The organism is Secundilactobacillus mixtipabuli, from assembly GCF_002217925.1.
In the GTDB taxonomy this organism is placed as follows: domain Bacteria; phylum Bacillota; class Bacilli; order Lactobacillales; family Lactobacillaceae; genus Secundilactobacillus; species Secundilactobacillus mixtipabuli.
In genome coordinates, this window is sequence record NZ_BCMF01000007.1 from 13,589 (window position 1) to 39,056 (window position 25,468).

The 25,468-nt window shown below is 43.8% G+C and carries 21 protein-coding genes and 1 riboswitch; of the genes, 16 read left to right on the plus strand and 5 right to left on the minus strand.

All coding sequences use genetic code 11. The features are described from left to right. The first annotated feature begins 35 nt into the window (after positions 1-35). From dprA to hslU, 5 genes are all read left to right on the plus strand, one after another. On the plus strand, positions 36-920 hold the full coding sequence (gene dprA, locus IWT5_RS07745) for a DNA-processing protein DprA (protein WP_159459308.1): 885 nt from the start codon (positions 36-38) through the stop codon (positions 918-920). Between the two features lie 168 nt (positions 921-1,088). Beyond that, complete coding sequence (gene topA, locus IWT5_RS07750) at positions 1,089-3,218, plus strand: type I DNA topoisomerase (RefSeq protein ID WP_089109394.1); 2,130 nt, start codon at positions 1,089-1,091, stop codon at positions 3,216-3,218. Positions 3,219-3,308: 90 nt separating this feature from the next. After that, positions 3,309-4,220, plus strand: coding sequence for a tyrosine recombinase XerC (gene xerC, locus IWT5_RS07755; protein WP_089109395.1), 912 nt, complete (start codon positions 3,309-3,311; stop codon positions 4,218-4,220). A gap of 19 nt (positions 4,221-4,239) precedes the next feature. Continuing rightward, positions 4,240-4,782, plus strand: coding sequence for an ATP-dependent protease subunit HslV (gene hslV, locus IWT5_RS07760; protein WP_089109396.1), 543 nt, complete (start codon positions 4,240-4,242; stop codon positions 4,780-4,782). Between the two features lie 23 nt (positions 4,783-4,805). Then, on the plus strand, positions 4,806-6,218 hold the full coding sequence (hslU, locus tag IWT5_RS07765) for an ATP-dependent protease ATPase subunit HslU (RefSeq protein WP_089109397.1): 1,413 nt from the start codon (positions 4,806-4,808) through the stop codon (positions 6,216-6,218). Between the two features lie 70 nt (positions 6,219-6,288). Here hslU and IWT5_RS07770 read toward each other — a convergent pair whose 3' ends face one another. After that, complete coding sequence (locus IWT5_RS07770) at positions 6,289-7,335, minus strand: zinc-dependent alcohol dehydrogenase family protein (protein ID WP_089109398.1); 1,047 nt, start codon at positions 7,333-7,335, stop codon at positions 6,289-6,291. 181 nt (positions 7,336-7,516) lie between these two features. On the opposite strand from IWT5_RS07770, the gene IWT5_RS07775 reads away from it, so the two are divergent. Continuing rightward, positions 7,517-8,401 (plus strand): aldose 1-epimerase family protein, encoded by an 885-nt coding sequence (locus IWT5_RS07775; RefSeq protein ID WP_191981302.1) that lies wholly within the window; start codon positions 7,517-7,519, stop codon positions 8,399-8,401. A 90-nt stretch (positions 8,402-8,491) separates the two neighbouring features. Here the strand turns inward: IWT5_RS07775 and plsY are convergent, their stop codons facing one another. Next, positions 8,492-9,142 carry a glycerol-3-phosphate 1-O-acyltransferase PlsY gene (gene plsY / locus IWT5_RS07780; protein ID WP_089109400.1) on the minus strand — a complete coding sequence of 217 codons (651 nt, stop codon included), beginning with the start codon at positions 9,140-9,142 and terminating at the stop codon, positions 8,492-8,494. Positions 9,143-9,264: 122 nt separating this feature from the next. On the opposite strand from plsY, the gene parE reads away from it, so the two are divergent. The 9 genes from parE (at position 9,265) to IWT5_RS07825 (ending at position 19,811) form a co-directional block, all read left to right on the plus strand. Next, positions 9,265-11,250: a DNA topoisomerase IV subunit B gene (parE, locus tag IWT5_RS07785; protein WP_089109401.1), complete on the plus strand. Its 1,986-nt coding sequence runs from the start codon at positions 9,265-9,267 to the stop codon at positions 11,248-11,250. Between the two features lie 20 nt (positions 11,251-11,270). After that, positions 11,271-13,715: a DNA topoisomerase IV subunit A gene (gene parC, locus IWT5_RS07790; protein ID WP_089109402.1), complete on the plus strand. Its 2,445-nt coding sequence runs from the start codon at positions 11,271-11,273 to the stop codon at positions 13,713-13,715. 114 nt (positions 13,716-13,829) lie between these two features. Beyond that, a complete protein-coding gene (locus IWT5_RS07795; protein WP_089109403.1) occupies positions 13,830-14,789 on the plus strand; it encodes a LysR family transcriptional regulator in 960 nt (319 codons plus the stop codon). Positions 14,790-14,840: 51 nt separating this feature from the next. Continuing rightward, entirely contained in the window at positions 14,841-15,770 is a 930-nt protein-coding gene (locus IWT5_RS07800) for a manganese-dependent inorganic pyrophosphatase (RefSeq protein WP_089109404.1), read from the plus strand. Positions 15,771-15,915: 145 nt separating this feature from the next. Continuing rightward, positions 15,916-16,009, plus strand: a riboswitch (TPP riboswitch). A 121-nt stretch (positions 16,010-16,130) separates the two neighbouring features. Next, positions 16,131-16,850 (plus strand): TenA family protein, encoded by a 720-nt coding sequence (locus tag IWT5_RS07805; protein WP_089109405.1) that lies wholly within the window; start codon positions 16,131-16,133, stop codon positions 16,848-16,850. Then, complete coding sequence (locus IWT5_RS07810; RefSeq protein ID WP_089109406.1) at positions 16,847-17,443, plus strand: ECF transporter S component; 597 nt, start codon at positions 16,847-16,849, stop codon at positions 17,441-17,443. Before IWT5_RS07805 ends, IWT5_RS07810 begins: the two co-directional genes overlap by 4 nt. A 22-nt stretch (positions 17,444-17,465) precedes the next feature. Beyond that, positions 17,466-18,755, plus strand: a complete 1,290-nt coding sequence (locus tag IWT5_RS07815) for an NtaA/DmoA family FMN-dependent monooxygenase (protein ID WP_089109407.1) — start codon at positions 17,466-17,468, stop codon at positions 18,753-18,755. A gap of 165 nt (positions 18,756-18,920) precedes the next feature. After that, positions 18,921-19,358 (plus strand): peptide-methionine (R)-S-oxide reductase MsrB, encoded by a 438-nt coding sequence (gene msrB, locus IWT5_RS07820; RefSeq protein WP_089109408.1) that lies wholly within the window; start codon positions 18,921-18,923, stop codon positions 19,356-19,358. Between the two features lie 78 nt (positions 19,359-19,436). Continuing rightward, on the plus strand, positions 19,437-19,811 hold the full coding sequence (locus IWT5_RS07825; RefSeq protein ID WP_089109409.1) for a hypothetical protein: 375 nt from the start codon (positions 19,437-19,439) through the stop codon (positions 19,809-19,811). Between the two features lie 1,437 nt (positions 19,812-21,248). Here the strand turns inward: IWT5_RS07825 and IWT5_RS07835 are convergent. The 3 genes from IWT5_RS07835 to IWT5_RS07845 form a co-directional block, all read right to left on the minus strand. Then, the gene (locus IWT5_RS07835) at positions 21,249-21,848 is read right to left on the minus strand and encodes a hypothetical protein (protein WP_089109411.1); all 600 of its coding nucleotides are present in this window, start codon (positions 21,846-21,848) and stop codon (positions 21,249-21,251) included. Positions 21,849-22,000: 152 nt separating this feature from the next. Further along, the gene (gene cls / locus IWT5_RS07840; RefSeq protein ID WP_089109412.1) at positions 22,001-23,455 is read right to left on the minus strand and encodes a cardiolipin synthase; all 1,455 of its coding nucleotides are present in this window, start codon (positions 23,453-23,455) and stop codon (positions 22,001-22,003) included. Positions 23,456-23,564: 109 nt separating this feature from the next. Beyond that, positions 23,565-24,434, minus strand: coding sequence for a bifunctional 5,10-methylenetetrahydrofolate dehydrogenase/5,10-methenyltetrahydrofolate cyclohydrolase (locus tag IWT5_RS07845; protein ID WP_439959092.1), 870 nt, complete (start codon positions 24,432-24,434; stop codon positions 23,565-23,567). Between the two features lie 386 nt (positions 24,435-24,820). On the opposite strand from IWT5_RS07845, the gene IWT5_RS07850 reads away from it, so the two are divergent. Continuing rightward, positions 24,821-25,465 carry a phosphatase PAP2 family protein gene (locus IWT5_RS07850; protein ID WP_089109413.1) on the plus strand — a complete coding sequence of 215 codons (645 nt, stop codon included), beginning with the start codon at positions 24,821-24,823 and terminating at the stop codon, positions 25,463-25,465. Positions 25,466-25,468: the final 3 nt, after the last annotated feature.

The following is a 25,468-nucleotide window of genomic DNA, read 5'->3' on the forward strand; positions in this document are numbered from 1 at the left end:
GTAGTTTGCTGAAATGAGGTATGAGGTGGACGATCGTGAATTTAAATCAATTTTTACTTCGGTTACATTTAACCCCGGGCATTGGCTTTAAGGGTGAGTATTTGGTGGCACAGTGGCTAACTGAACATCCTGGGCAGCTGAGAAATATGCTGCCGCAAAAAGTCAGCGAGATTGCGGGCGTCTTACCGCAACATCGGCAAAAATTTGAGCGGGGATTCATGAGTGAGAAAGTGAGTCAGGCATTGGCACGACACGAAAAGGAGTCGCAATACCTGACTTTTTTTGACGCACAGTATCCAATCATGCTGAAGGAAAGCTGGTTACCGCCAGTGGTGCTGTTTTATCAGGGTAATCTTGACCTATTGAATGCTGATCGACTGTTAAGTGTCGTGGGCAGCCGAAAGTCCAGCCCCTATTCGGAAACGGTGCTAACCTCCATGATGCCGGCTTTGGTTGAAAAGGGGGTAGTGATCGTCTCAGGGTTAGCGATGGGTGTTGACAGTTTAAGTCATCGGTTAGCTTTGCGTCATCAGGGTCATACGATTGGCGTTATTGGCACCGGCTTAAATCTGAGTTATCCGGCAAGCAGTCAAAAATTGCAGCAGTACATGGCCCAACATGACCTGGTCTTGTCTGAATATCCGTTAGATGCGGTGGGAAAGAAATATCATTTTGTGGAACGTAACCGAATTATTGCGGGCTTGAGTCAGGCCACCATCGTTGTGCAGGCACAAGAAAAAAGTGGCAGCCTGATCACGGCCAGTTTAGCGCTGCAAAATAATCGCGATGTCATGGCAGTACCCGGTCGAATCGACGATCCGCTTTCGGGTGGGTGTAATCAGCTGATTCAAGCCGGTGCCAAAGCGGTTTTAACGGCCACCGATATTTTGGATGAATACCCGTCATTAACGGTTAAATAACCAGTCTGAAAGAATGCTGCTTTTATGAAAACGACATCCATTTACCACATAATATAGTAGTTTTTGAAATCTTTTTCAGTTGACAATCTAATTTTTATGAAATATGATGTGAAAGATTTAGTAATCTCGCAACATTAAATATTCAATACTCATAGAAGGGGTAATTAGATGGCAGCAACAACTAAAAAACCAAAAGCTACAAAAACAAAAACAACTAAAACTAAGCGTAGAAAACCGCAAAAAAAGTTAGTGATTGTTGAATCCCCAGCAAAAGCGAAAACCATTGAAAAATATCTTGGCCGGACCTATAAGGTGATGGCCAGCCTTGGGCATGTCCGTGACTTGCCTAAAAGTAAAATGGGTGTCGACGTTGAACATGACTACGATCCGCACTACATTTCAATTCGTGGTAAGGGCGACGTCATTAAAGAATTACGTTCTGAAGCTAAAAAAGCCAAACAAGTTTATCTCGCAGCTGACCCGGACCGTGAAGGTGAATCCATTGCGTGGCATTTATCTCATTTATTGAACTTGGACCCAAAGGCCAAAAACCGGGTCGTCTTTAACGAAATCACTAAAGACGCCGTGAAGGATGCTTTTAAAACGCCACGAACGATTGATATGGATTTAGTTGACGCACAGCAAGCCCGTCGAATTTTGGACCGGTTAGTGGGTTATTCCATCTCACCATTACTTTGGAAAAAGGTTAAAAAGGGTCTTTCTGCTGGTCGGGTACAATCCATTGCGCTAAAGCTGATTATTGATCGCGAAAACGAGATTAAAGCTTTCGTACCAGAAGAATACTGGACGATCGATTCAGAATTCAAATTAAAACGGTCTAAATTTGCCGCTAGTTTTTATGGCTTGGATGGCAAGAAGCATGAGTTACCAGATAATGATGAAGTACAAAAGGTCTTGGCTAAATTAGACCGCGATAAGCCGTTTAATATCACTAAGGTTACCCGTAAAGAACGTAAACGGACACCACAACCACCGTTTACGACTTCGGCTATGCAACAGGAAGCAAACAAGAAGCTGAACTTTAGAACTCGTAAAACCATGATGGCTGCTCAACAGCTGTATGAAGGCATCAATATTGGCAAGGAAGGCTCACAGGGGCTGATTACTTATATGCGGACCGACTCCACTCGAATCTCGGTCATTGCCAAGCATGAAGCTTCTTCCTTTATTCATGAGAAATACGGCGCTGAATACGCGGCAACTAAGCCGATTAAGGGTAAGTTACCAGAAGGTGCTCAGGATGCCCATGAAGCTATCCGGCCTTCATCGGTTTACCGGACGCCAGCTGATTTAAAGCAGTATCTGACTAATGATCAATACAAGCTTTACTCACTGATCTGGAACCGGTTTATGGCGAGTCAAATGACGAACGCTGTCATGGACACCATGGCGGTCACCATCGAACAAAACGACGTGACCTTCCGTGCTAATGGCTCGAAATTAAAATTCGATGGTTTCTTGAAGATTTACAAGGATGGTAAGGAAAAGGATAACCTGTTGCCTGACTTAAAAGAAGGCGACCAGTTAACCCTTTCTAAAACCGATCCGGCCCAACACTTTACTCAGCCACCGGCTCGTTATTCAGAAGCCACCCTGATTAAAGCGTTGGAAGAAAATGGTGTTGGGCGGCCATCAACGTATGCGCCAACTTTGGACACCATTCAACGGCGTTACTACGTTAAACTAGTGGGCCGTCGATTTGAACCAACCGAGCTGGGCGAAATTGTCAACACCATCATCCAGGATTACTTCCCAGATGTCGTGGACATTAACTTTACAGCTGGTTTGGAAGAGCAGCTCGATGGTATTGAAGAAGGTAACCAGGACTGGGTTAAAGTTGTCGATACCTTCTATAAGCCATTTTCTAAAGAAGTTGACCATGCCCAAGATACGATTGAAAAAATTCAAATCAAGGACGAACCGGCTGACTTTGATTGTGACATCTGTGGTGCGCCAATGGTCATCAAAATGGGCCGATACGGTAAGTTTTACGCTTGCTCACGGTTCCCTGACTGCCGGAACACAAAGCCAATCGTTAAAGAGATCGGTGTCATTTGCCCGAAGTGTCATGAAGGCCAAGTGATCGAAAGAAAGTCAAAGAAAAACCGCCTGTTCTACGGTTGCTCGCGTTATCCTGACTGTGACTTTGTTACTTGGGATAAACCAGTGGGTCGTGATTGCCCTAAAGATGGTCATTTCTTAGTTGAAAAGAAGATCAAAGGCGGCGTTCAAGTCGTTTGTCCTAACGGTGATTACGAAGAACCCGTTCAAAAATAGTTATAAGAAGTTTAAGTTTGACCAACCTTGACCAAATGTATTGCATCGGGGTTGGTTTTTTGATACATTACAATCATGGAGGCGGTTCACATGGCGACACCAGTTGAATTGTTTATCACCTACCTGGAGAGTGAACGGCAGTATTCACCGGAAACAGTGAAGGCCTATCGAGAAGATTTGGCAGCCTTTCAAACCTTTTTAGCTGAGACCGGCGGCAATACCGACTTACTATCGGTGTCAAAACTGGACGTTCAGGTTTATCTTAGCCAGTTATATGATGACCATAAGGCGCGAACCACGATTGCCCGGAAAATTTCCAGTTTACGATCGTTTTACGATTTCTTGATTCGTGAAGCTTTGGTTAAGGTCAATCCGTTTGCCTACGTGACTTTAAAGAAACGGCCACAGCCCTTACCCCGATTTTTCTATGAAAAGGAAATGACGGCACTGTTTAAAGCCGCTGGCGAGAATCCTGATTCGGTATTAGCGAAGCGTGATTCTGCCATTCTTGAGGTCCTGTACGCCACCGGTATCCGGGTCAGTGAACTTTGCGGTCTCACGTTGAGTGCGATTGACTTTGACGGTCAGCTGATGCTGATTCATGGGAAGGGCAATAAGGAGCGCTACGTTCCCTTTGGCCACTACGCTAAGGATGCTTTGCAAACTTATCTGAAAGTCACTCGAGCGCCACTAATGACGAAGTATCATAAGAAACACGATGTGGTTTTCATCAACCATTACGGTGATCCGATCACGTCAACGGGTGTTGAATACGTCCTCAATCAGATGATTGCCCGCAGCAGTTTAACTGGTGACATTCATCCGCATATGCTGCGGCACACGTTTGCAACGCATTTGCTGAACCACGGTGCGGACTTGCGGACCGTTCAGGAATTGCTGGGACACAGCAGTTTGTCGACAACGCAAATCTACACCCATGTCACCAAATCACAGCTCCAGCGTGATTACCGCCGATATTTTCCACGCGCCACTCACGATTAAAGAAAGCAGGGGTTAACACATGCCAGTAAAATTTGAGGCAACGACCATCGTTGCCGTGCGTCACAATGGGCACAACGCCATGGCCGGCGACGGTCAAGTTACCATGGGCGAAAAAGTGATTATGAAGGGTACCGCACACAAGGTCCGTCGAATTTATAACGATCAAGTTGTCGTCGGTTTCGCGGGTAGTGTGGCTGACGCCTTTAAACTTGAAGAAAAATTTGAAGCCCGGTTAAACGAATTTTCAGGTAACCTGGAACGGGCTGCCGTCGAACTTGCGCAGGACTGGCGCTCTGATCAAAACTTACAAAAACTAGAAGCATTGCTGATCGTCATGAACGATAAGGATATGTTGCTGGTATCCGGTTCTGGAGAAGTCATCGCACCAGACGATGACATTTTAGCCATTGGTTCCGGCGGTAACTTTGCGCAGGCCGCAGCAATGGCTTTGCACCATCATGCTAAAGACATGAGTGCAAAGGAGATTGCTGAAACTGCCATCGGCATCGCCGGCGATATTGACATTTTTACGAACCACAACATCATTTCCGAAGAATTATAACCCAACAGAAAGCAGGGATTTGATTGGATCCAATTACAAAAACACCACGCGAAATCGTGTCGCTTCTTGACCAGTACATCATTGGCCAGGACGCTGCTAAAAAGTCGATTGCGATTGCTTTGCGTAACCGCTATCGTCGTATGCAGCTGTCGCAAGATATGCAAGACGAAATTACCCCTAAGAATATGCTGATGATTGGCCCGACTGGGGTTGGTAAAACTGAACTGGCACGCAGGCTCGCTAAAATTGTGAAAGCACCGTTTGTCAAAGTTGAAGCCACTAAGTTTACCGAAGTTGGCTATGTTGGCGGTGACGTTGAATCAATGGTTCGTAATTTGGTTGACGTTTCTGTGAAGATGGAAAAGGATAATCAGTTCGAAAACGTGCGTGCCGAAGCCACTAAGCGGGCGAATAACCGTCTAGTTAAGTTATTAGTACCCGGTAAAAAGCCGAAGCAGAATCAGCAGGCCGATTTTTCTAACTTGATGAACATGTTCTCCCAAATGCAAAAGGGCGACATGCCAACTGCTGATGCACCAAAAGAAGAAGTGACTGAGGAAATTAAGAACCAGCGTATGTCTGTTTCTGATCAATTAGCGCATGGTTTACTGGAAAATTCTGAAGTGCAGATTGAAATGGATGATCCACAGCAAGCCATGGCGGGGAATAACCCAATGATGAATCAAATGGGGATCGACCTGAGCTCAACCTTGGGACAGATGATGCCCAAGAAGCGCATTAAGCGGACTGTTCCCGTCTCAGAAGCACGGGAGATCTTGATCAAAGAAGAGTCAGAAGAGTTGGTCAACAACGCTGATATCAACCACGATGCGATTGAACGGGCACAGAATACCGGGATCATCTTCATTGATGAAATCGATAAGATCACTTCTAAGTCGAAGCAAAACAGCGGTGAGGTTTCCCGTGAAGGGGTTCAGCGTGATATTTTGCCAATCGTTGAAGGGACCCAGGTTCAAACCAAGTATGGGGCAATCAATACAGACCATATCCTGTTTATTGCTGCTGGTGCCTTTGCTGAAAGCAAGCCAAGTGATTTGATTGCTGAATTACAAGGCCGGTTCCCAATTCGGGTCGAATTGGATGAATTAAGTCAGGAGGACTTCGTTAAAATTTTGACGGAACCCAACAATGCCTTGATCAAACAATACATTGCGCTGATCGGCACCGACAACATCAAGGTGACCTTCACGATTGAAGCCATCAATCGCATTGCTGAGTTAGCTTATCAGCTGAACCACGAAAATCAAAATATTGGTGCCCGGCGGCTGCATACCGTCCTTGAAAAATTACTGGAAGACCTGTTATACGAAGGGCCAGATATGCAGATGGGCGACATCACCATCACTGAAAGCTATGTCAACGATAAAATTGGTAACATCGTTAAGAACAAAGATCTATCACGGTATATTCTTTAATTTCACGCTAGTACTTAAAAAGCACCTGATTGCCATTATCAGCAATCAGGTGCTTTTGATGTATTCTCTATTAATCTTCACCGATCTTCAAAACGCAAGCGCCGCGGATATCGCCTTTTTTAACGTATCTTAAAGCCTCATCCGCTTTATCAAAAGCATAAGGCGTCGTTTCAGGGTGAATATTTAGCCGGTCAGCCAGTTTCAAGAACTCTTCGCCATCATGGCGAGTGTTAGATTCCACACTGGTTAAATTCTTCTCGTGGAAAATATCATCCTGGTAGTTTAACGATGGAATATCGGTTAAATGGATTCCAGCTAATGCTAGGGTGCCCCCTGGTGCCAAACCTTCGAGCGCCTTGGGAACGATATCGCCAACTGGCGCAAAGATAATTGACGAATCCAATTTGACTGGCGGTAGGTCATAAGCACCAGCAGCCGATTTGGCACCCAGCTGCAGGGCGAACTTGCGGGCGTCTTTACCACGGGTCAGCACGTGGACTTCAATCCCTTGATCAATTGCCAGCTGTGCGGTGATGTGAGCGGAACCACCAAAGCCGTAAAGCCCTAAGCGGCCGCCAGCTGGGACGTTAGCACGCCGAAAAGCACGGTAGCCGATGATGCCAGCGCAGAGCAGCGGTGAAGCTGTCTGTGAAGCAAACCGCTCTGGAATCCGGTAAGCAAAGCCTTCGGGTACCGTGGTATATTCCGCATAGCCGCCATCGTGATCCCAACCCGTATACTTGGAATTCGGACATAGATTTTCCCGACCTGAACGGCAATATTGGCAAACGCCACAGGTCCACCGCAACCACGGCACACCAATGCGATCGCCCAGCTTGAAGCGGTTCGCATCAGGGCCAATTGCAACCACCTCACCAACGATTTCGTGGCCGGGGGTCACATGGGGTTGATGAACGGGTAAGTCGCCTTCAGACACGTGTAAATCAGTATGACAGACGCCACAGGTCAATACCCGGACTAATACCTCACCGCGTTGTGGGGTGGGAACTGGTTTGGTTGTAAACGCTAACGGACTGGTTTTGCCATCGATGGGGCCGGGTTCAGTAACTGCCCAAGCTCGCATGGTGGTTGGTAAATTCGAAACTGTTTTAGTCATTATTATCGCCTCTTGTGAAAGATGTGCTTTCAAATCAATTTCATTGTAATCAGGTTACTGGCACATAGCAAGCTGAGATAGTTGCATTGCTGTTGAGATTAGTTAAACTGGGTTCGACCGTTGAAAGAGGTTACATAATGGTCTATACTAATCTTAGGGAATAATCAGAAATGGGGTTTAAATAGTGATTGAACTTAAAAACGATGATTTACAAGTTAAAATAAACGAACACGGCGCTGAATTGACTAGTGTGAAGAGCGTTGATGATCACATTGAATATATGTGGCAAGCGGATCCTAAATTTTGGGGCCGTCATGCGCCCGTCTTATTTCCGATTGTGGGCCGCTTAAAAGATAATCAGTATACCGTTAATGGTCAGACCTACCAAATGACTCAGCATGGTTTTGCCCGCGACATGGCTTTCATGGTGATCGAACACGAAGATGATCATGCTGTTTTTCAGCTTGAAGCAACTGATGAGACACGGGGAAAGTATCCGTTTGAGTTTGATTTACGGGTGAACTTTACACTTGATGCCCACACCTTATCCGTTCACTATACAGTAACCAACCCTAGCAATAACGAAACGCTACCGTTTTCAATTGGTGGTCATCCGGCCTTTAACGTGCCTCTAGAACCAGGCCAGGGTGACTTCACCGATTACTTCGTTACTGTGGCTCCCAAAAAGGCCTATCAGCAGATTCCACTGGTGGGCCCTTACAACGATGTTAAACATGAGAAAACCTTGAATCTGAGCACACCACTAAGTCTTGACCATGATTTGTTTGATCAGGATGCACTGATCCTTGATTTGGACCACGTTGAGACAACTTTAATGTTAAGTTCTCAGCTGAACGATCACGGGGTAGCACTGACCTTACAAAACGCACCGTATGTTGGCATCTGGTCACCATACCCTAAGCGAGCACCCTTCGTTTGCTTGGAACCATGGTGGGGGATCGCCGATAACGTTGACAGCGATGGTGATTTAATGCACAAGATGGACATTCAAACAGCTGGTCCAAAAACCTCGTTTAATGCTGGTTTTCAAATCCGCTTTTTCTAAATTTAGACCTGAAAAAAGGAGCTATGTCAAAAATCATTTTGACATAGCTCCACTTTTACTTATAAGATAGTATTTGTGATGCAACCGGCTTCAGTCTTTATTTTGCTGCTGGCGTTGGCGGTGTTTATTGCCAAGGCCAAACGACACCATGTTTTCCGTTCCGTTCATGATCCGGGTAATGTTAGACCGGTGTCGCCAAAAGACGAAAATGGTCAAGCAAACCGCTAACGCCGATAGGTACCAATCTTGAATCACGATGCATAAAATTGTGATGATTGTAAAACTAACCATTGACGCAAGGCTTACCATGCTGGTTAAATAGATAAGGCTAACAAAACAAGTTGCAGCAATCACAAAGAGCAGCGGGTTATATGCGAGTAGCATGCCCGCGCTGGTTGCAACGGCTTTACCGCCTTTAAAACGATCAAAGATTGAGACTGTGTGGCCGAGAATAGCCATCAAGCCAAAAAGTAAAAGCATTGGCGAGTGCTGGCTGATATGAAAGAACCACACTGGCAGCAGTGTTGCAACCGTTCCCTTGGTTAAATCTAGGATCAAAACGGCAGTGCCGGCAACGGGTCCTAATACCCGAAAGGTATTGGTAGTACCAATGTTGCCTGAACCAGCCTTTCTGATATCGGTATGAAAGAATCGTTTACCGATCCAGACACCGTTTGGAATAGCACCTAAGAGGTAGGCAATTAATAATAAGAGTGCGAGTTTCAAGTTCAATTCCTCCATTGTCATGATCACGTGTCACGGCTAATATTTTAGCATGTTTCCTATCCCGTGACAGGATAATTTTATCGTGATCATGAATTCCAAGAAAAAAACGTAATTAAATATTGAAAGGGGTCTTTTTGGTGCCGAGTAAAAAAGTAACTTATGATGATTCATCGATCCAGGTTCTAGAAGGACTTGAAGCCGTTCGAAAACGGCCAGGGATGTACATTGGTTCTACCGATGCTCGTGGATTACACCATTTAGTCTATGAAATCGTTGATAATGCCGTTGATGAAGCCTTAGCAGGCTACGGCGATGAAATCAGCGTCGTGATTGAAGCTGATAACAGTATCACGGTTACCGACCACGGTCGCGGGATGCCAGTGGGCATGCACGCCTCTGGCAAACCAACGCCTGAAGTAATTTTAACGGTCTTACATGCCGGGGGTAAATTCGGTCAAGGCGGCTACAAAACCTCTGGGGGGCTTCACGGTGTGGGCGCCAGTGTGGTTAACGCGTTATCTTCAGAATTAACCGTTAACATTGTGCGTGACGGTAAAATGTATGAACAAAAATTTGAAGATGGCGGTCACCCTATCACGACCTTGGTCAAGAAGGGCAATACCCGTAAGCCAACGGGGACGATGATTCATTTCAAACCCGATAGTGCTATTTTTACGACCACTGTCTTTAACTTCAACACACTGTCTGAGCGGCTCCGGGAATCAGCCTTTCTGTTGAAGGGGGTTAAAATCACTTTAACGGATAAACGTAAGAATCAGGAACGTGAAGAAGTTTTCCACTATGAGGAAGGCATCAAGGAATTTGTCACGTATTTGAACGAAGACAAGGAAACCCTCGGTGACGTGATGTACTTTGACGGCAGTAAACAAGGCGTTGAAGTTGAAGTTGCTGCGCAGTATAACGACGGCTATTCGGAAACGGTACTGTCATTTGTCAATAACGTTCGGACACCTGATGGCGGGACTCATGAAGCCGGTATGCGTAGTGCTTGGACCAAAGCGTTTAACGAATACGCCCGAAAAGTCGGTTTGCTAAAGGAAAAGGACAAGAACTTAGACGGTTCTGACGTTCGTGAAGGGTTATCCGCCGTCATTTCACTGCGGGTGCCTGAAGAAATCCTGCAGTTTGAAGGCCAGACCAAAGAAAAATTGGGGACACCTGAAGCACGCGCCATCGTTGATAACGTTGTCAGTGAACAACTGGGTTATTACTTGATGGAGAACGGCGAATTCGCGCAGATGCTGGTTCATAAATCATTGCGTGCCCGGACTGCCCGCGAAGCTGCTCGAAAGGCCCGTGACGAATCCCGTTCCGGCAAGAAACATAAGCGTAAAGAACGGCTGTTGTCAGGTAAATTAACGCCGGCTCAATCGAAAAACGCTGACAAGAATGAACTTTTCCTAGTCGAAGGTGATTCTGCCGGCGGTTCAGCTAAACAGGGCCGAAACCGTAAATTTCAGGCGATCTTACCCTTGCGTGGTAAGGTTTTGAACACTGAAAAGGCTAAACTTGAAGACGTGATGAAAAACGAAGAACTAAACGCGATGATCTATACGATTGGTGCGGGTGTGGGTTCTGAATTTAATATTGAAGATGCTAATTATGACAAAATCATTATTATGACTGATGCCGATGATGATGGTGCGCATATTCAAATTTTACTGTTGACGTTCTTCTATAAGTACATGCGGCCAATGATTAATGCTGGTCGGGTCTATATTGCCTTACCACCGCTTTACATGATTCAAAAGGGCAGCGGTAAAAAGCAGGTTGATGAGTATGCGTGGACTGACGAAGAATTAGCCACGAAGACCAAGAATTTAAAGGGTTATAAACTTCAACGATTCAAGGGGCTTGGTGAAATGGATGCTGAGCAGCTCTGGGAAACGACTATGAATCCGGACGGCCGGACATTAGTTCGGGTCCGAATCGACGATGCTGCATTGGCAGAACGGCGGGTGACGACCCTCATGGGTGATAAAGTTGAGCCTAGACGTAAATGGATCGAAGAAAACGTTGCCTTTACTTTGGAAGAAGACGGCAGCATCCTCGATAGTACCCTTGCTAACGAAGCTCATCAGGAATCAGCCTCAACGAAATAGGTATGAAAGGAGTCCTTTGAGTGGCGGGAACTAAGATTCAAGAACTCACATTAGAAGAAGTTATGAGTGACCGATTTGGTCGCTATTCAAAATCAATTATTCAAGAACGGGCGCTCCCAGATATTAGAGATGGCTTAAAACCCGTTCAACGGCGGATCCTATTTGCAATGAATAAGGACGGCAACACCTATGACAAACCTTTCCGGAAGTCTGCCAAGGCTGTTGGTAATGTCATGGGTAACTTTCACCCCCATGGTGACAGTTCAATTTATGAAGCCTTAAACCGTATGAGCCAGGATTGGAAAGTCCGTGAACCGTTGATTGAAATGCACGGTAATAACGGTTCAATGGATGGTGATCCGCCTGCTGCCATGCGTTATACGGAAGCTCGTCTCAGTAAAATTGCGGGTGAAATGCTGCGTGATATCGATAAAGAAACCGTTGATATGGTTTTAAACTTCGATGACACGGAGTATGAACCAACCGTTCTGCCAGCGAAATTTCCGAACCTGCTGGTGAATGGTGCAACTGGGATTTCCGCCGGTTACGCTACCGATATTCCACCGCATAACTTGGGAGAAGTTATCGACGCACTGCTTTACCTGCTAGATCATCCAAAAGCGGATTTGGCACAATTAATGCAGTTTGTTAAGGGACCAGATTTTCCCACCGGTGGTATCCTGCAGGGTCTGGATGGCATTAAAAAGGCTTATGAAACTGGTCGCGGCCGGGTTGTTGTCCGCGCTCGGACAGCGATTGAGGATCTTCGTGGTAACAAACAACTGATTCGCGTCAGTGAGATCCCATACGAAGTGAACAAAGCTAACCTTGTTAAACGAATCGACGAACTGCGGTTAATGAAAAAAGTTGACGGCATTTCTGAAGTTCGTGATGAATCTGATCGTGATGGTCTTTCTATTGCCATTGAGCTTAAGCGAGATGTTGATGCAACAGGTATTTTGAATTACTTATTCAAGAATACCGATTTGCAGGTGACCTACAATTTCAACATGGTGGCCATTAACCATAAAAGGCCTGAACACGTTGGCCTTAAAACGATTTTGGCAGCTTACTTGGAACATCAGCAAGACGTGATTGCCAGACGGACAAAGTTTGATTTGGATAAAGCTGAAAAACGCCAACACATTGTTGAGGGTTTGATTAAAGCTTTATCGATTCTAGATCAAGTGATTGCAACCATCCGGGCAAGCAAGAACCGTAAGGATGCCCGGGACAACTTGGTTGCCACCTATGATTTTTCTGAAGCACAGGCAGATGCCATTGTTGCTTTACAGCTTTATCGATTGACCAATACCGATGTAACGGCTTTAGAAAAAGAAGCAGCGGAACTTGCCAAAAATATTGCGAGCTACAAAGAGGTCCTTGCTGATCCTAAAGCTTTGAATAAAGTTTTACGAAAAGAATTACGCGAGATCAATAAGCAGTATCGCAATGACCGGCGAACGGAAATTCAGGCAGAAATTACGCCTTTGAAGATTGCCACCAAAGTCATGGTACCTGATGAAGACGTGGTTGTCCTGGTCAGCCGTGACGGCTACTTGAAACGCAGTGGCGTCCGCTCCTACAATGCTTCTGATCCGGAAGATAACGGCTTGAAAGCTGAAGATTATCCAATCTTTACGGAAAAGCTGAGCACGCTGGACCATTTATTCATGTTTACGAACAAAGGTAATTTAATTTACCGGCCAGTCCATGAAATTACTGATGCGCGTTGGAAAGATACGGGTGAACATATTTCTCAAACGATTGGTCTGGCTGATGATGAAGAAATCATCGCTACTTTTGCCTTCAAATCACTTAAGGCTCCCGGCGAGTTCTTAATTGCAACGGACGATGGCTATATTAAACGGACAGCGTTTGATAGTTTGCTACCGGGCCGAACCTATAAGTCCAGTGCCAAAGTCTTTGAAAAATTGAAGTCAGATACGGCCAAGGTTGTGAACGTGACTTACCTGGCCAAACCAGCTAAAGCATCAATTTTGCTGATGTCTCGATTCGGTTTAGCTTTACGTTACGATCTAGCGGAAGTTTCCGTTAATGGTGCCAGAACGACAGGGGTCCGCTCCATGAATCTCGGCGAAGGCGATTCAGTCGTTGATCTGCAGCTTGTGAACGGCGACGACACAGTCGCTTTAATTACCCAACGTGGTGCTTTCAAGAAGATGCCAGCCAGTGATTTGCCAGTTACTAGTCGGGCACGGAAGGGTGTTTTAGTGCTGCATGCGCTTAAATCCAAGCCACATGAAGTGGTTGATTTCATTAAATTAGCCGACCCTTCGTCGCCGTTAGAGGTCATTACTGACAGACGCCGGTTGCACGATATTTTACCCGCTGAGCACCCAATGAATAATCGCTATTCCAATGGCTCGTTTGTGATTGATACTGAGTCGGAGGGAATTCCAGAAGTGTTACGTAATAAGCCAACTATTTTAACTTTGTCTTAATTTTTATTAGTTTTTAGTTATTTTCGGATTACAATAATTGCGTATTTCGCCGAAGATGGTTATTATAGTTTTGATAACAAAACATTAAGGACAACCTATTTAGGAGGCTCCCACATGAAAAGCAAGCAAGAAAGTATTTTTTCATCTAAGACGTTGACGTATTTTTTGCAACTGTCAGAAACGATGAACTATACGCAGGCTGCTCAGATTCTGGGCATTACGCAACCTGCATTAACGCAGCAAATCAAAAAACTTGAACGCACGGTTGGTGCACGGTTATTCTATTCTGTTGGTAAGAAGTTACGATTAACTGATGCTGGTTATACCATGCTAGACGCGACTCACCGCATTTACGACGTTTTAAATGACGCAGCTGATGAAATTCAGCAATCCACCAGTGCTACCCAAGGTGATATTAATATTGGGATGTTGGCATCGGTTGAAGATAGCGTTTTTGAAGATTTTATGATTCAGTCTTACCGGGAAAATCCGGACGTTAAGATTACACTGCACATGCTGACCCGTAAAGAGATCTGGGACAAGCTGGAAAATAATCAAATTGACTTAGCGATTATGTACTTACCAGATGAATCCATTAAAAACTGGAAGCCATATGAATCTAAGCGAATCATAAGTGATGACTTACTCTTTATTCACCATGATGAGAAACTCAGCAAGAAGAAGCGCATCAAGTTTGTTGACACACCAAATAAGCCGTGGGTCACATATCCTGGTGAATACTATTTGAACCACGTGATGCGTGAATCCTTTAAGAATGCGATGGTCGATCTCCCAACGAGTATCGCGCAATTTACGACACCAAGTCAGTTGTTACGGTTCTCAGATGAAACGGGAGCTTATACGGCCTTACCTAATTCATTTGTCGTGGGACAAGGTGAACAGCCTGACACGTGGACGGCACGTTTCGAGCCAAACATTCGCTTCGAGTTGGCCTTTGTCTTCAGATCTGGTAAGGATAAGATTCCACGTATTGGTCATTTCTTGGCTCAGTTTGATCAATACTTGAAAACCAAAGATTATTTGGCGCGTTTACAAGAAATTCAACAAAAATAATAGTATGATTAGTGATATAAAAATAAAAATGGTATGAGGAGCGATTAGTTTATGTCAAAAGAACTTGTTTTTGGACACAAGAGTCCGGATACTGATGCTATTGTTGCCGCTATGGCATACGCATATTTACAATCAAAATTAGGCTATGATGTTGAAGCCGTTGCACTTGGCGAACCTAATATGGAAACCAGCTTTGTTTTGAAGCACTTTGGTGTTGCTGCACCACGTGTTGTCAAGACGGTTTCTAACGAAGTTGATTCGGTTATGTTAGTTGACCACAACGAACCACAGCAAAGTGCCGACGATATTGACAAAGTCACTGTCACTCACGTGGTTGATCACCACCGGATCAACGGTTTTAATACCGCTGCACCATTGTATTACCGTGCAGAACCCGTTGGCTGTGTCAGCACCATCATCACCAACTTGTTTGCTGAAAACAAGATTGATATTCCAGCTCAATTAGCTGGTTTGATGCTGTCAGCAATTATTTCTGACACACTGCTATTAAAGTCACCAACCACAACTGATAAAGACCGCGAAGCAGTCAAAGCACTGGCTGAAATTGCTGACGTTGATTACGAAAGTTATGGTATCGAAATGCTCAAGGCCGGTACTAACTTATCAGCTAAGAGTGACGCTGAATTAGTTTCAGCCGATGCTAAGTCATTTACTATGGGTGGCAAGAGCATCCGCATCGACCAAATCAACACTGTTGACTTAAACGATGTCATCAGTCGTGAAGACGGTATTAAGAAAGCAATGAACGATGAAGCGGCCGAAAAGGGTTACGACTTGTTCTTAGTTTTGGCAACAAACGTTTTGGACAGCAATTCCGAATTATTCGTTGTTGGTGAACCAAAAGACGTTGTTGAAAAAGCCTTTAACACAACTTTGAAAGATGATCGTGCTAACTTGCCTGGTGTTGTTTCACGTAAAAAGCAAGTGGTTCCACCATTGCAGAACGCTTTTGAAGCTTAATCATTAATGATCGTTAAAGAAGCAATCCGCGAGATAGCGAATTGCTTCTTTTTTCATTGTGAGCAGTTATTTTTACCTAAAATCAAGCCAACCTGTTGACAATGTCAAGCTAATCTTGTTTAATGCAGGTGTAGCAAAAATATCAGTTTGTGGTCTGGGGTGCTGTTTGATCAGCTGAGACATACCCAAGGAACCTGACGCAGTTAGTACTGCCGTAGGGAGCACCATTTCTTTTAGTCGAAATTAACTTCAATTGACTAACAGCCCACTCGCAATTCGAGTGGGCTGTTTTCGTAGAATCAAAGAGGATTCTCAGCCGATTTAACCGCCACTGACCCCAAACAAAAAGGGGTGTTTTACGTGTCATTTTCACAAGAATTAATTGAAGCAGGTCAGCCATATTTGATTGCTAATCAGCAACATCCATTCATTCAATCCGTCCTCCACAATCAGGTGGATGCTAAAGCCTTGGCTTACTACATTCAACAAGACTTGCAGTATGCAAACGCTGAAACCATTGTCCAAACCGCTTTGGTTGCCAACAGCGAAACGGTTGCTGACCAACAATTGTTCGCTGATCAGCTCAGCCGGCATTTAAAATCAGTTAGCGCACTGTTTCAGCAGCTATCACAAAATAACCATAATGACTGGTCACAGCAGCAAAAAGCAACCGTTCAGCCAGTCACTTTTTTGTATCGACAGCATATTTTGTCACCCTTACCCTCTGCCAATTTGCTGGCTATCCTAACACCGTTTGAGGCTGGTATCTGGCTCTATGTGGAGCTGGGGAAGTTTTTGAGTCAAAGCGATCAAGTGCGTCAGGATAACCCGTTTTACCCGTGGGTCGATGACTTGCAACACGGTGAGTTTGCTGGTGAAGATGGGATTTCAAATCAGTTTATGGCCGTCATTGACCGTGAAGCTGCTAAGGCGAGTGATCAGCAATTAGCCGTGGCTAAAGAAGCGTTTCTTAGAAGCAGTCTCTTTGAGTGGTATTTCTGGGATGCTGCCTTTAAACAGATTACTTGGGAAAATTGGACAGCATCTGCACTTGATGGACAGGCAGGTGATCTCTTATGAGGAAAGCAACTCGCTGGGACATCAGAGCCATTATTTTAGTCACTTTGATTGGTATATTTTGCGGAATCATCTACACCTACGTGGTTAACCTCTTTTATAACCTGGTTAAAGTAGCCGTCACGCCAACGGGTCTTGGTCCAGTAGTCGATAGTGCCTTTGCCGGCCTTTGGTTTATAGCAGCACCATTATCAATGTATTTTGTGCCTAAGATTGGTGCTGGGGTAATTGGTGAAACGTTAGCAGCAGTGGTGGAAATGTTTCTGGGCGGCCAATGGGGTGCAATGACTTTGTTGTACGGTATCGTTCAGGGTGCTGGTAATGAAGTGGGCTTTTTCCCCAATCCCCGTAAGTACGAACGTTTTAGCTGGTCTAGCTGTTTGTGGGGCGCCTTTGGAGCCAGCATTGCGGCGTTTATCTATAACTACTTTGTCTATGGCTATCAGCAGTTTAAACCGGGTCTATTAGCCTTAGTTTTAATTGTGAATATTGCTTCGGCTTTGCTGTTTGACGGTGTAATGGTCAAGCTGATCACACTTCGCTTTGATGCCATGCAGCAGCATCATACAACTGACAAAACCAACGTGACTGAATAATCGGGAAAGGTAGGTAATTTCGATGAGTAAAAAAATGCACTTAGCAACTGTTTTGTTTAGTTCGGGTCACCATGGTGCTGCTTGGCGGCGGCCAAATTCGACCATCACACAAGTTGGCGATTATCAATATTGGCAGCATTTAGGCCAATTAGCTGAGAAGGGGCGGTTCGATGCCATCTTCTTTGCTGACGGTCAGTCCATCATGGGCGGTTACTACGGCGGGGTTTCTTACTATCTAGAACCAATCACGTGTATGACCGCCATTGCGACCGCAACAGAACACGTTGGGCTGGTACCGACAATTTCGTCAACACTATATGATCCCTACAATGCTGCCAGACTGATCAGCAGCCTCAATCACATTAGCCATGGTCGGGCAGGGGTAAATATTGTTACCTCAATGTTTGATGAAGAAGCACAAAATCACGGTTTCGACAAACTGCCCAATCACGCAGACCGATACCGGAGAGCTGATGAATTTATTCAAACTTTAAACGAGTTGTGGGCGTCATTTCCGGAGTCAGCCATTATTAATGATGCTGAACACGACCGTTGGTTAGATACCAGTCAAATTCGGTCGATCAACCATCACGGTGAATTTTACAATGTTCGTGGCCCGCTAAATATCCCAACTTCGGCGACTAACAAACCAGTTATTTTTCAAGCTGGCCAATCAGACCAGGGAAAGGAGCTGGGCGCCAAGTATGCTGAAGCCATTTACTCAGTTGCCTGGGATCAAGCCGAATCGCAAGTGTATTATGATGATGTTAAGCAGCGGGCAAAGCGTTACGGTCGAGCAGGGGATGTGCCAGTTATTTTACCCGGATTAGTGCCATACGTTGGTAAAACCTATGAGGAAGCTGCAGCGAAACAAAAAGCATTAGACGATCAGCTCCCAATTGCTGATTCGGTAGCCCAATTAAGCGACTTTTTAAATCTGCCTGTAGCCGATTGGCCACTAGATGATCCTGTTCCACCATTACCAGAAATTGCGGATTTTCCAGGGCCTAAGGGACGGTTTGAAGTCATTAAGCGAATTGTTGAAACAGAACAGCCAACCGTTCGTCAGTTACTCCAGAGGTTAGCTTGTGCTGGTGGGCATGCTACGATCGTTGGTTCTGCTGAAGAAGTTGCTGACATGATGCAAGATTGGTTTGAAAATGGGGTAGCTGATGGTTTTAACTTGATGTTTCCAACTTATCCCGAAAGCATGGCAGGTTTTGTTGAACTGGTGGTGCCAATTCTTCAGGAACGGGGACTGTTACGAACTGATTATGAACAATCAAGCTTACGTGGTAACTTAAATAGTTGAGTTAAATTAAAAAATCGGAGCCAGCTGATCAATGCCCATGAAATACATTGATCAGCTGGCTTTTAAGGTTAGGAGCCTAATTCTTGCTAAAAAAAGGTGAATGATCTACAATTTGAATTGTACACAATCTAATATAATAATTGAATAGTCAAGGAGTTGGCAAAAATGAAAAAAGACGATCAAAAGTTACGGGAACAATTATCTCAAACGGCCTACGAAGTAACACAAAATGCCGCTACTGAAGCACCATTCAGCGGCAAATATGATCAGTTCGACCAACCCGGAATTTACGTTGATGTTGTGAGCGGCGAGCCGTTGTTTAGTTCATTGGATAAATACGATGCTGGTTGTGGCTGGCCGTCATTTACCAAACCGATTGACAAACAATCAGTTAAACGCCATTTAGATACGTCACATGGCATGTACCGGACAGAAGTGCGATCGGCAGATGCAGCATCACATTTAGGCCACGTTTTTACTGATGGTCCACAGAATGCTGGCGGTTTAAGGTATTGTATCAATAGTGCTGCTTTAAAGTTTGTACCGGCAAGTCAGCTGATAGAAGCTGGTTATGGTCAATATAAATCGCTATTTGAGGCATAACTTAACGAAAAGCGGTTGCAAATCCCTAAAAATCACCGATAATAGAATATATACCTAATTTGGGGAGTTGTTTATACTGTGTTTAAAAAATATGCTGTAACATCGTGGATCACTGCAATCTGTCTCTGCTTGATAACAGTCATTGCAGCCATTAGCAGAAATAATCTAACATATCAGGTTGCAGTCAGCGTTGTGAGTTACTTGGGTGTGTATGCCATTTCACTGTACTTAGCAAAACATAACGGCACTGAGAAAATTATCCTGACGTTTGTCAATATTTTAGCCGTAGCAATGCTAGTCGCAATGGTGATCAATGCATTTAAGAAATATTCTGGTTTGACGACGGTGGCATTATTAATTGTTTGCGCTGTGGGAATTGTAACTGGCATCATGGCAATCTGGTACAATAATCGCTTTGAAAAAGAAAAACCTGCAGATTCTAAGGAGCACTAGCAAAACGCAGTGCTTTTTTATATTTCGGGGTTGGAAATATAAGGGGATTAAGCCACCAATAAATTAGGAGTTGATCATGATTAATATGAAGTCAGTAAAAGAAACGTTTGCCACACAGTTTACCCATAAATCGTATCGTATAATGCAAATAATAGTCGGGACTGCTCTAGTTTTAGCAATTGTGTTAAACTTCTTCAGAGCAACTCAAAATTTTGCGATGGGACTAATCTCGTTTTCTTATTTTATGTGTGGTGACTTACTTATTTTTCGCCTCTGCAAAACTAACCTAAATCTAATTCTATGTCTTATTTTAGGCATGTTACTTCCCATCTTATTATTTTTTCCAATATTCATAGTATTAGGCTTTGCTGCTGGTAATTAAATTTATTTGATAGGTTTAAAAAGTCATCTAGGTATAGAGCTAGATGGCTTTTTGTAATCCGTTAAAATCATTTACATGTAATCACGGACATGAACGTGGTTCAAACGAATACCATAATGGAATGGCTTACTAAGAGAATACTTTCCTAAAAAAGAACTTTAAACAAGTCTTAGCTAAAGAAATAATGGCCGCATGTAACTCAATTAACGATCGTCCGAGTAAAACTCTGAAATGGGAAATCGAAACTTTAAATTTAACGTGAATTTAACTACTTTGAATAATATATATTATGTAAAGTAGAAGAAGAAAACAAAAGATAGCCCCATAATTACTGCTAAAAGTTCTCCCCCTTTAAATTAATTGACTAAGTCTTGTCAAAAACAACTTAAGGTGATCTACAGCAATGCAAAGATTCAGATTAATGATGAATTTAGAAAGACACTTCGTACAACTACACGTCAAAAATGGCGAACGTGTGTCGTATGGACGCCGTTAATTCCCCAATTTTAGCTGGATACTTAACTGAGTCGGTATTGGATGAATCATTGTTTGCTGTTTGTCTACGTAACTATAAAGCTGTTATAAGTTATATAGCGATATATTGATCGGTGTTTAATCGATTATCTACAGATTATGGACTTATGCAATGGCTAAATGAGCTAAGTTTAAAACTTTTAAGGCTTGATTTTTTACTTGCAAAGCTGAAATCCATCTAATTATGCTGCATTGTAGCGCTCTATAGCAATATTTGGCGATTTAACAGCTTTTTTAGACATTTAAATACCGAGAAAGCCGTGTTTATGCGGTCATTTAAGTCCATTAAGACCATATTTGGTCCTTTTTTGGTGTTTATGTTGATTATACAGTGATCTTACCCCCCTCAAAGGTCATTTTTGCTAGGGGAAGGGTTCAAATACTTTTTGAGTAAACTTAATAAAACCTATATTTTATTAAGTTTACCATTTTCCCTATTCTATTGCCTTAAATCACCATTAATCTAATCAAAAAAGCCTAACCAATTATGGTCAAGCTTTGAACGTGCGATTACATATTTACTATGCACAAACTTGGAGCCAATATCTCACCTGCCCCATGGCTTCGTACAAGTGCTGTTCAAAATTGATACGATGCGGTTCTGACATATTTTCCACGTGGTAGTTAAAACTGCCCTCTTTAATCAGCACAACGGCATGGTTGATGTCTTGTTCGTTATCTAAGATAATCTGATCATATTGAATGCCCGACTCATCTTGCAGTCGATAGAATGCGTGGTAGATTGCCAGCTCAATGGTGTTTTCTAAATGTGCTAAAGCTGCTTTAGAGAAAAAGTTATTTTCCCTTGCCTCCTCTTCGCTGCCCAAATCGATCAATGCTTGTGGTGAAATGTCATTTTTTAGATGCCCTAGGCTTTGAAAATGGCCAAAAAAGATTGGATCGATGACACTTTTCCGGTCCATTGCGTATAGCTGCTTTTTTACTTCCATTAGTGGCAAGCTCGTGTTTTGAGTTAATTCAAGGAGTTCCGACTCCGCTAGTAAATTAATTTTGAACACCTTTTGCGGGTTACGATGTGCATGGTAAAAGCTAACAACCAAGGGATGGACACGGTCATCTTCTGGATTGGTAGAGAAGTTGGATAGTGGTTCATTTAGCATTAATTAACGGCTCCATTTCTGTATGGGGTCTCAATCGCTTTGATTGATAAAGGTCGGCAACAGATCATTTAACTTTGGGCATTATGACAGCTGGCCCAACTCAAAGCAAATAAGCCGACCTAGAAACGGCCGGCTTATGGTTATCTTAAGAATTACAGTATTGGTGAAAGCAAACGCGAAAAGGCCTGCTTAAAGCGAAGCCAAAGTGACATTTTGTTAAAGTCTTCAGCGGTAACTAATTGGCTTTCAGCCATGTCAGCTCTAAAAATGTCTCGTAACTTCTGTGCAACTTTAAAATCGTAGATGAAGGCATTTTCTTCAAAATTCAACTTAAAGCTTCGAAAATCAAGGTTAGCGGAACCGACTGATGAAATGGCATCATCAATCATCACAACCTTGGAATGAATGAATCCCTTTTGGTAAAAGTAAATTTTGGCACCATCTTCAGCTAACAGACGGGCATAATATTGCGTTGCTCGATAAACGAAAGGGTGATCAGGCATGTGCGGTACCATGATCCGTACGTCAACCCCTGATAAAATTGCACTTCGTAAAGCATTCAGCACACTATCGTCTGGGATCAGGTACGGTGACTGAATAAAGAGCCTTTTGCGTGCGCTATTAATCATTCGTAGATAGCCTAACTTGATTTGTTCAATGTCAGAATCTGGACCACTGGTAACAATCTGCATCATTGTTTTCCCGATTTCATCACTGGCTTTAGGAAAATGCCGCAAGGTTCGTTCAAGTTCATTTTCAGGTACCGTAGCATTCCAATCACTAATGAAATGTTCCTGAAGTGCCAAAGCGACATCACCAGTCACTTTCATGTGAGTATCACGCCAAGGGCCAAACTTTTTTGAACGACCGACATACTGGTCACCAATATTAAAGCCACCGATATAACCTGTCCAGCCATCAATAGCAACCACTTTCCGGTGATTCCGGAAGTTTAATCGGAAATCACGCCAGTTTGAATGAATCCCCAGGAAGGGTTCAGCAAATCCGCCAGCGTCACGTAACGGATCAAAGAACTCCCGTTTAGTCCCCATCGATCCCCATGAATCATATAGAACTCTGACGGTGACCCCTTCCTGAGCTTTGGCGACGAGGGTGCTCAGTATTTCTCGACCAAGCTGATCGTTATAAAAGGTGTAAAATTCTACGTACACAACGTGTTGAGCGTTGAGAATTTCCTGTTGCATGTTGTTGAATAAGGTGGTGCCGTCCGTAAAGATCTCGGTTTGATTATTCAACGTTACAAAGGCATTATCAACATTTTGAAAGAGTCGAATCATATTTTTAACTGATGATTCCTGATGTGTATCATCAGCGGAATAAGGTGGTAATGAGGCCTGTTGGTGGGCTAAAGCGTCCGTCAGTTCAACGTTTGGTTGTCGCTGAATTTTACCTAATTGGCTGTGCGTTAACTTGCGGCCAAAGAAAGCGTAGAATAAAAAACCAATGATTGGCAGCAGGTTTAACACTAATAACCACGCCCAAGTTGCAGCAATATCGCGGCGTTCACGAAAAACGGTGAAAACCGCGGCAATGGTGTTTAACGTAAAAATGACAAAAATTACCAAATAAAATAGCGTCCAGCTCATACATTGTCCCCCAGTTTCATAATACTTTTACATTAACGCAAAAGTGGTTAAGAAAACAAGGGAAAATCACGTTGACAATGAAAACTAGACACTATTCTTAAAGGTACCTTTATTTAACTGTTTCAAGTGTGCGGTTGTTCGCCACTTTTGCTAACTCTAGGGTTTGTTGCATGAGCGACGTAATGGTCATCGGACCAACGCCACCTGGTACAGGAGTAATAGCACCGGCGACATCTTTAGCGTGGTCATAATCCACGTCACCAACTAACTTGCCGTTTTCATCCCGATCCATGCCCACATCGATGACTGTTGCACCAGGTTTAATGTCAGCTGCCTTGATCAGGTGAGCCACGCCGGTTGCCACAATGAGAATATCAGCCGTCCGAGTATATGACGATAGGTCTTTCGTCAGAATGTGCGTGTATGTGACGGTAGCGCCGGCGTTTAGTAAGAGTGCCCCCATTGGTCGGCCAACAATGTTAGAGTCACCGACGATCACTGCGTGCTGTCCTTCTGGATCAATATTGTAATGGGCTAGCATGGTCATGATGCCTTTCGGGGTGCAAGAAACCGGGTAATGATCATGACTGTTGTTGAAAAGCTTGCCGACATTTTCAGGGCTAAACCCGTCAACGTCTTTTTCAATTGCAATTGCGCGGATAATGGCTGATTCGTCGATCTGCTTGGGTAACGGTAATTGGACTAAGATACCATGAACAGACTCATCACGGTTGTACTGATCGATGAGTGTCAGCAGTTCTGGCTGCGTGAAATCTTGCGGCCGGCGTTCAATGATGGAAGTGATACCCAACTTGATGGCCTTATGATGCTTGTTACGAACGTAAATCTGACTGGCCGGGTCGTTGCCGACAATGATCACGACGAGCTTGGGTTCGATACCTGACTCGCGAAGGGCTGCCACTTCTGCTTTCATGCTGTTATCTAACTGATTAGACAATTTTTTTCCATCTATAATCAATAAACTCTCCACCCTTTCGGATTCTACGGGAAATGTGTGTTCTCTTATGCTGAATTAAAAATTAAATCTTTAAAAAAGGAACAATTCTGGAAACATTAAAATTAATATTCATATTATAACTGATTTTTTGTGAAAATGACCTGTTAGCACACTAAAATATTTTTAATTTTTGGGAAAAGAGTTTAATATTTGTATGCAAAACCGGCTTTTTCAAAGCATTTAGTCTAAAATTAAACTGTTGCCTAGTCACTTATAAGCCAACAGACTTTTATCTTAACACAAGCTTTAAAGACTAGTGGTTTTTTTGCTTTACATCGTTGTAAAGGTTGAAACCATATCAAATTATACAGAAAATAACACAATTTAAATAGACGGGAATTGATATTATGAAAATTCATCAGCAAAAGGCCCACTTATGGTGGCTGACAGTCATGATTGCCTGGATTGGATTTCTAATCATCGCCATTAGTGTGAATCTTCAGACAAAGTGGGTCACTAATTTTGACCGGATGGGACAGCAAGTTGCCCTTTCAGTCAGACAGCCTGTAATGACCACTTTTTTTAAAGGGTTAGCACCATTGGGAACACCTGCCGCTAACCTGATGATTTGTCTGGCAATTACCCTGGGGCTCTGGCTGTACCATCATCGTTTTGCAGCGGGCTGGGTAATACTAGCCGAGGTTGGGATTAATATTCTGACCGGTATTTTCAAAATGATCATGCAGCGGCCACGGCCCACCAACAAGTTAGTCGTTCAGGGAGGCTATAGCTTTCCCAGTGGCCACACGACTTCAACTGCAACAATGGTGCTCGTTATTTTGCTGATCCTCATACCGTTGTTCAGACATCATGCTTGGCAGTTACTAGTTGGCATCCTTGGTCTTATTTGGCTGAGTCTAATGGGATTTGACCGCATTTATTTGTTTGTTCACTACCCCACCGATGTGTTAGCAGGCTTATGTTTGACGATTGGCTGGTGGGGAATCCTGCGGCTGTCATTTAACCGGATCATCTTAACGCAACAAGAATAATTA

Bases quoted from the DNA above. Each gene is read 5' to 3' on its own strand.
- topA (WP_089109394.1), top strand. From the start codon at position 1,089: ATGGCAGCAACAACTAAAAAACCAAAAGCTACAAAAACAAAAACAACT.
- xerC (WP_089109395.1), top strand. From the start codon at position 3,309: ATGGCGACACCAGTTGAATTGTTTATCACCTACCTGGAGAGTGAACGG.
- hslV (WP_089109396.1), top strand. From the start codon at position 4,240: ATGCCAGTAAAATTTGAGGCAACGACCATCGTTGCCGTGCGTCACAAT.
- IWT5_RS07770 (WP_089109398.1), bottom strand. From the start codon at position 7,335: ATGACTAAAACAGTTTCGAATTTACCAACCACCATGCGAGCTTGGGCA.
- plsY (WP_089109400.1), bottom strand. From the start codon at position 9,142: ATGGAGGAATTGAACTTGAAACTCGCACTCTTATTATTAATTGCCTAC.
- IWT5_RS07795 (WP_089109403.1), top strand. From the start codon at position 13,830: ATGAAAAGCAAGCAAGAAAGTATTTTTTCATCTAAGACGTTGACGTAT.
- IWT5_RS07800 (WP_089109404.1), top strand. From the start codon at position 14,841: ATGTCAAAAGAACTTGTTTTTGGACACAAGAGTCCGGATACTGATGCT.
- IWT5_RS07810 (WP_089109406.1), top strand. From the start codon at position 16,847: ATGAGGAAAGCAACTCGCTGGGACATCAGAGCCATTATTTTAGTCACT.
- IWT5_RS07815 (WP_089109407.1), top strand. From the start codon at position 17,466: ATGAGTAAAAAAATGCACTTAGCAACTGTTTTGTTTAGTTCGGGTCAC.
- msrB (WP_089109408.1), top strand. From the start codon at position 18,921: ATGAAAAAAGACGATCAAAAGTTACGGGAACAATTATCTCAAACGGCC.
- IWT5_RS07835 (WP_089109411.1), bottom strand. From the start codon at position 21,848: ATGCTAAATGAACCACTATCCAACTTCTCTACCAATCCAGAAGATGAC.
- cls (WP_089109412.1), bottom strand. From the start codon at position 23,455: ATGAGCTGGACGCTATTTTATTTGGTAATTTTTGTCATTTTTACGTTA.
- IWT5_RS07850 (WP_089109413.1), top strand. From the start codon at position 24,821: ATGAAAATTCATCAGCAAAAGGCCCACTTATGGTGGCTGACAGTCATG.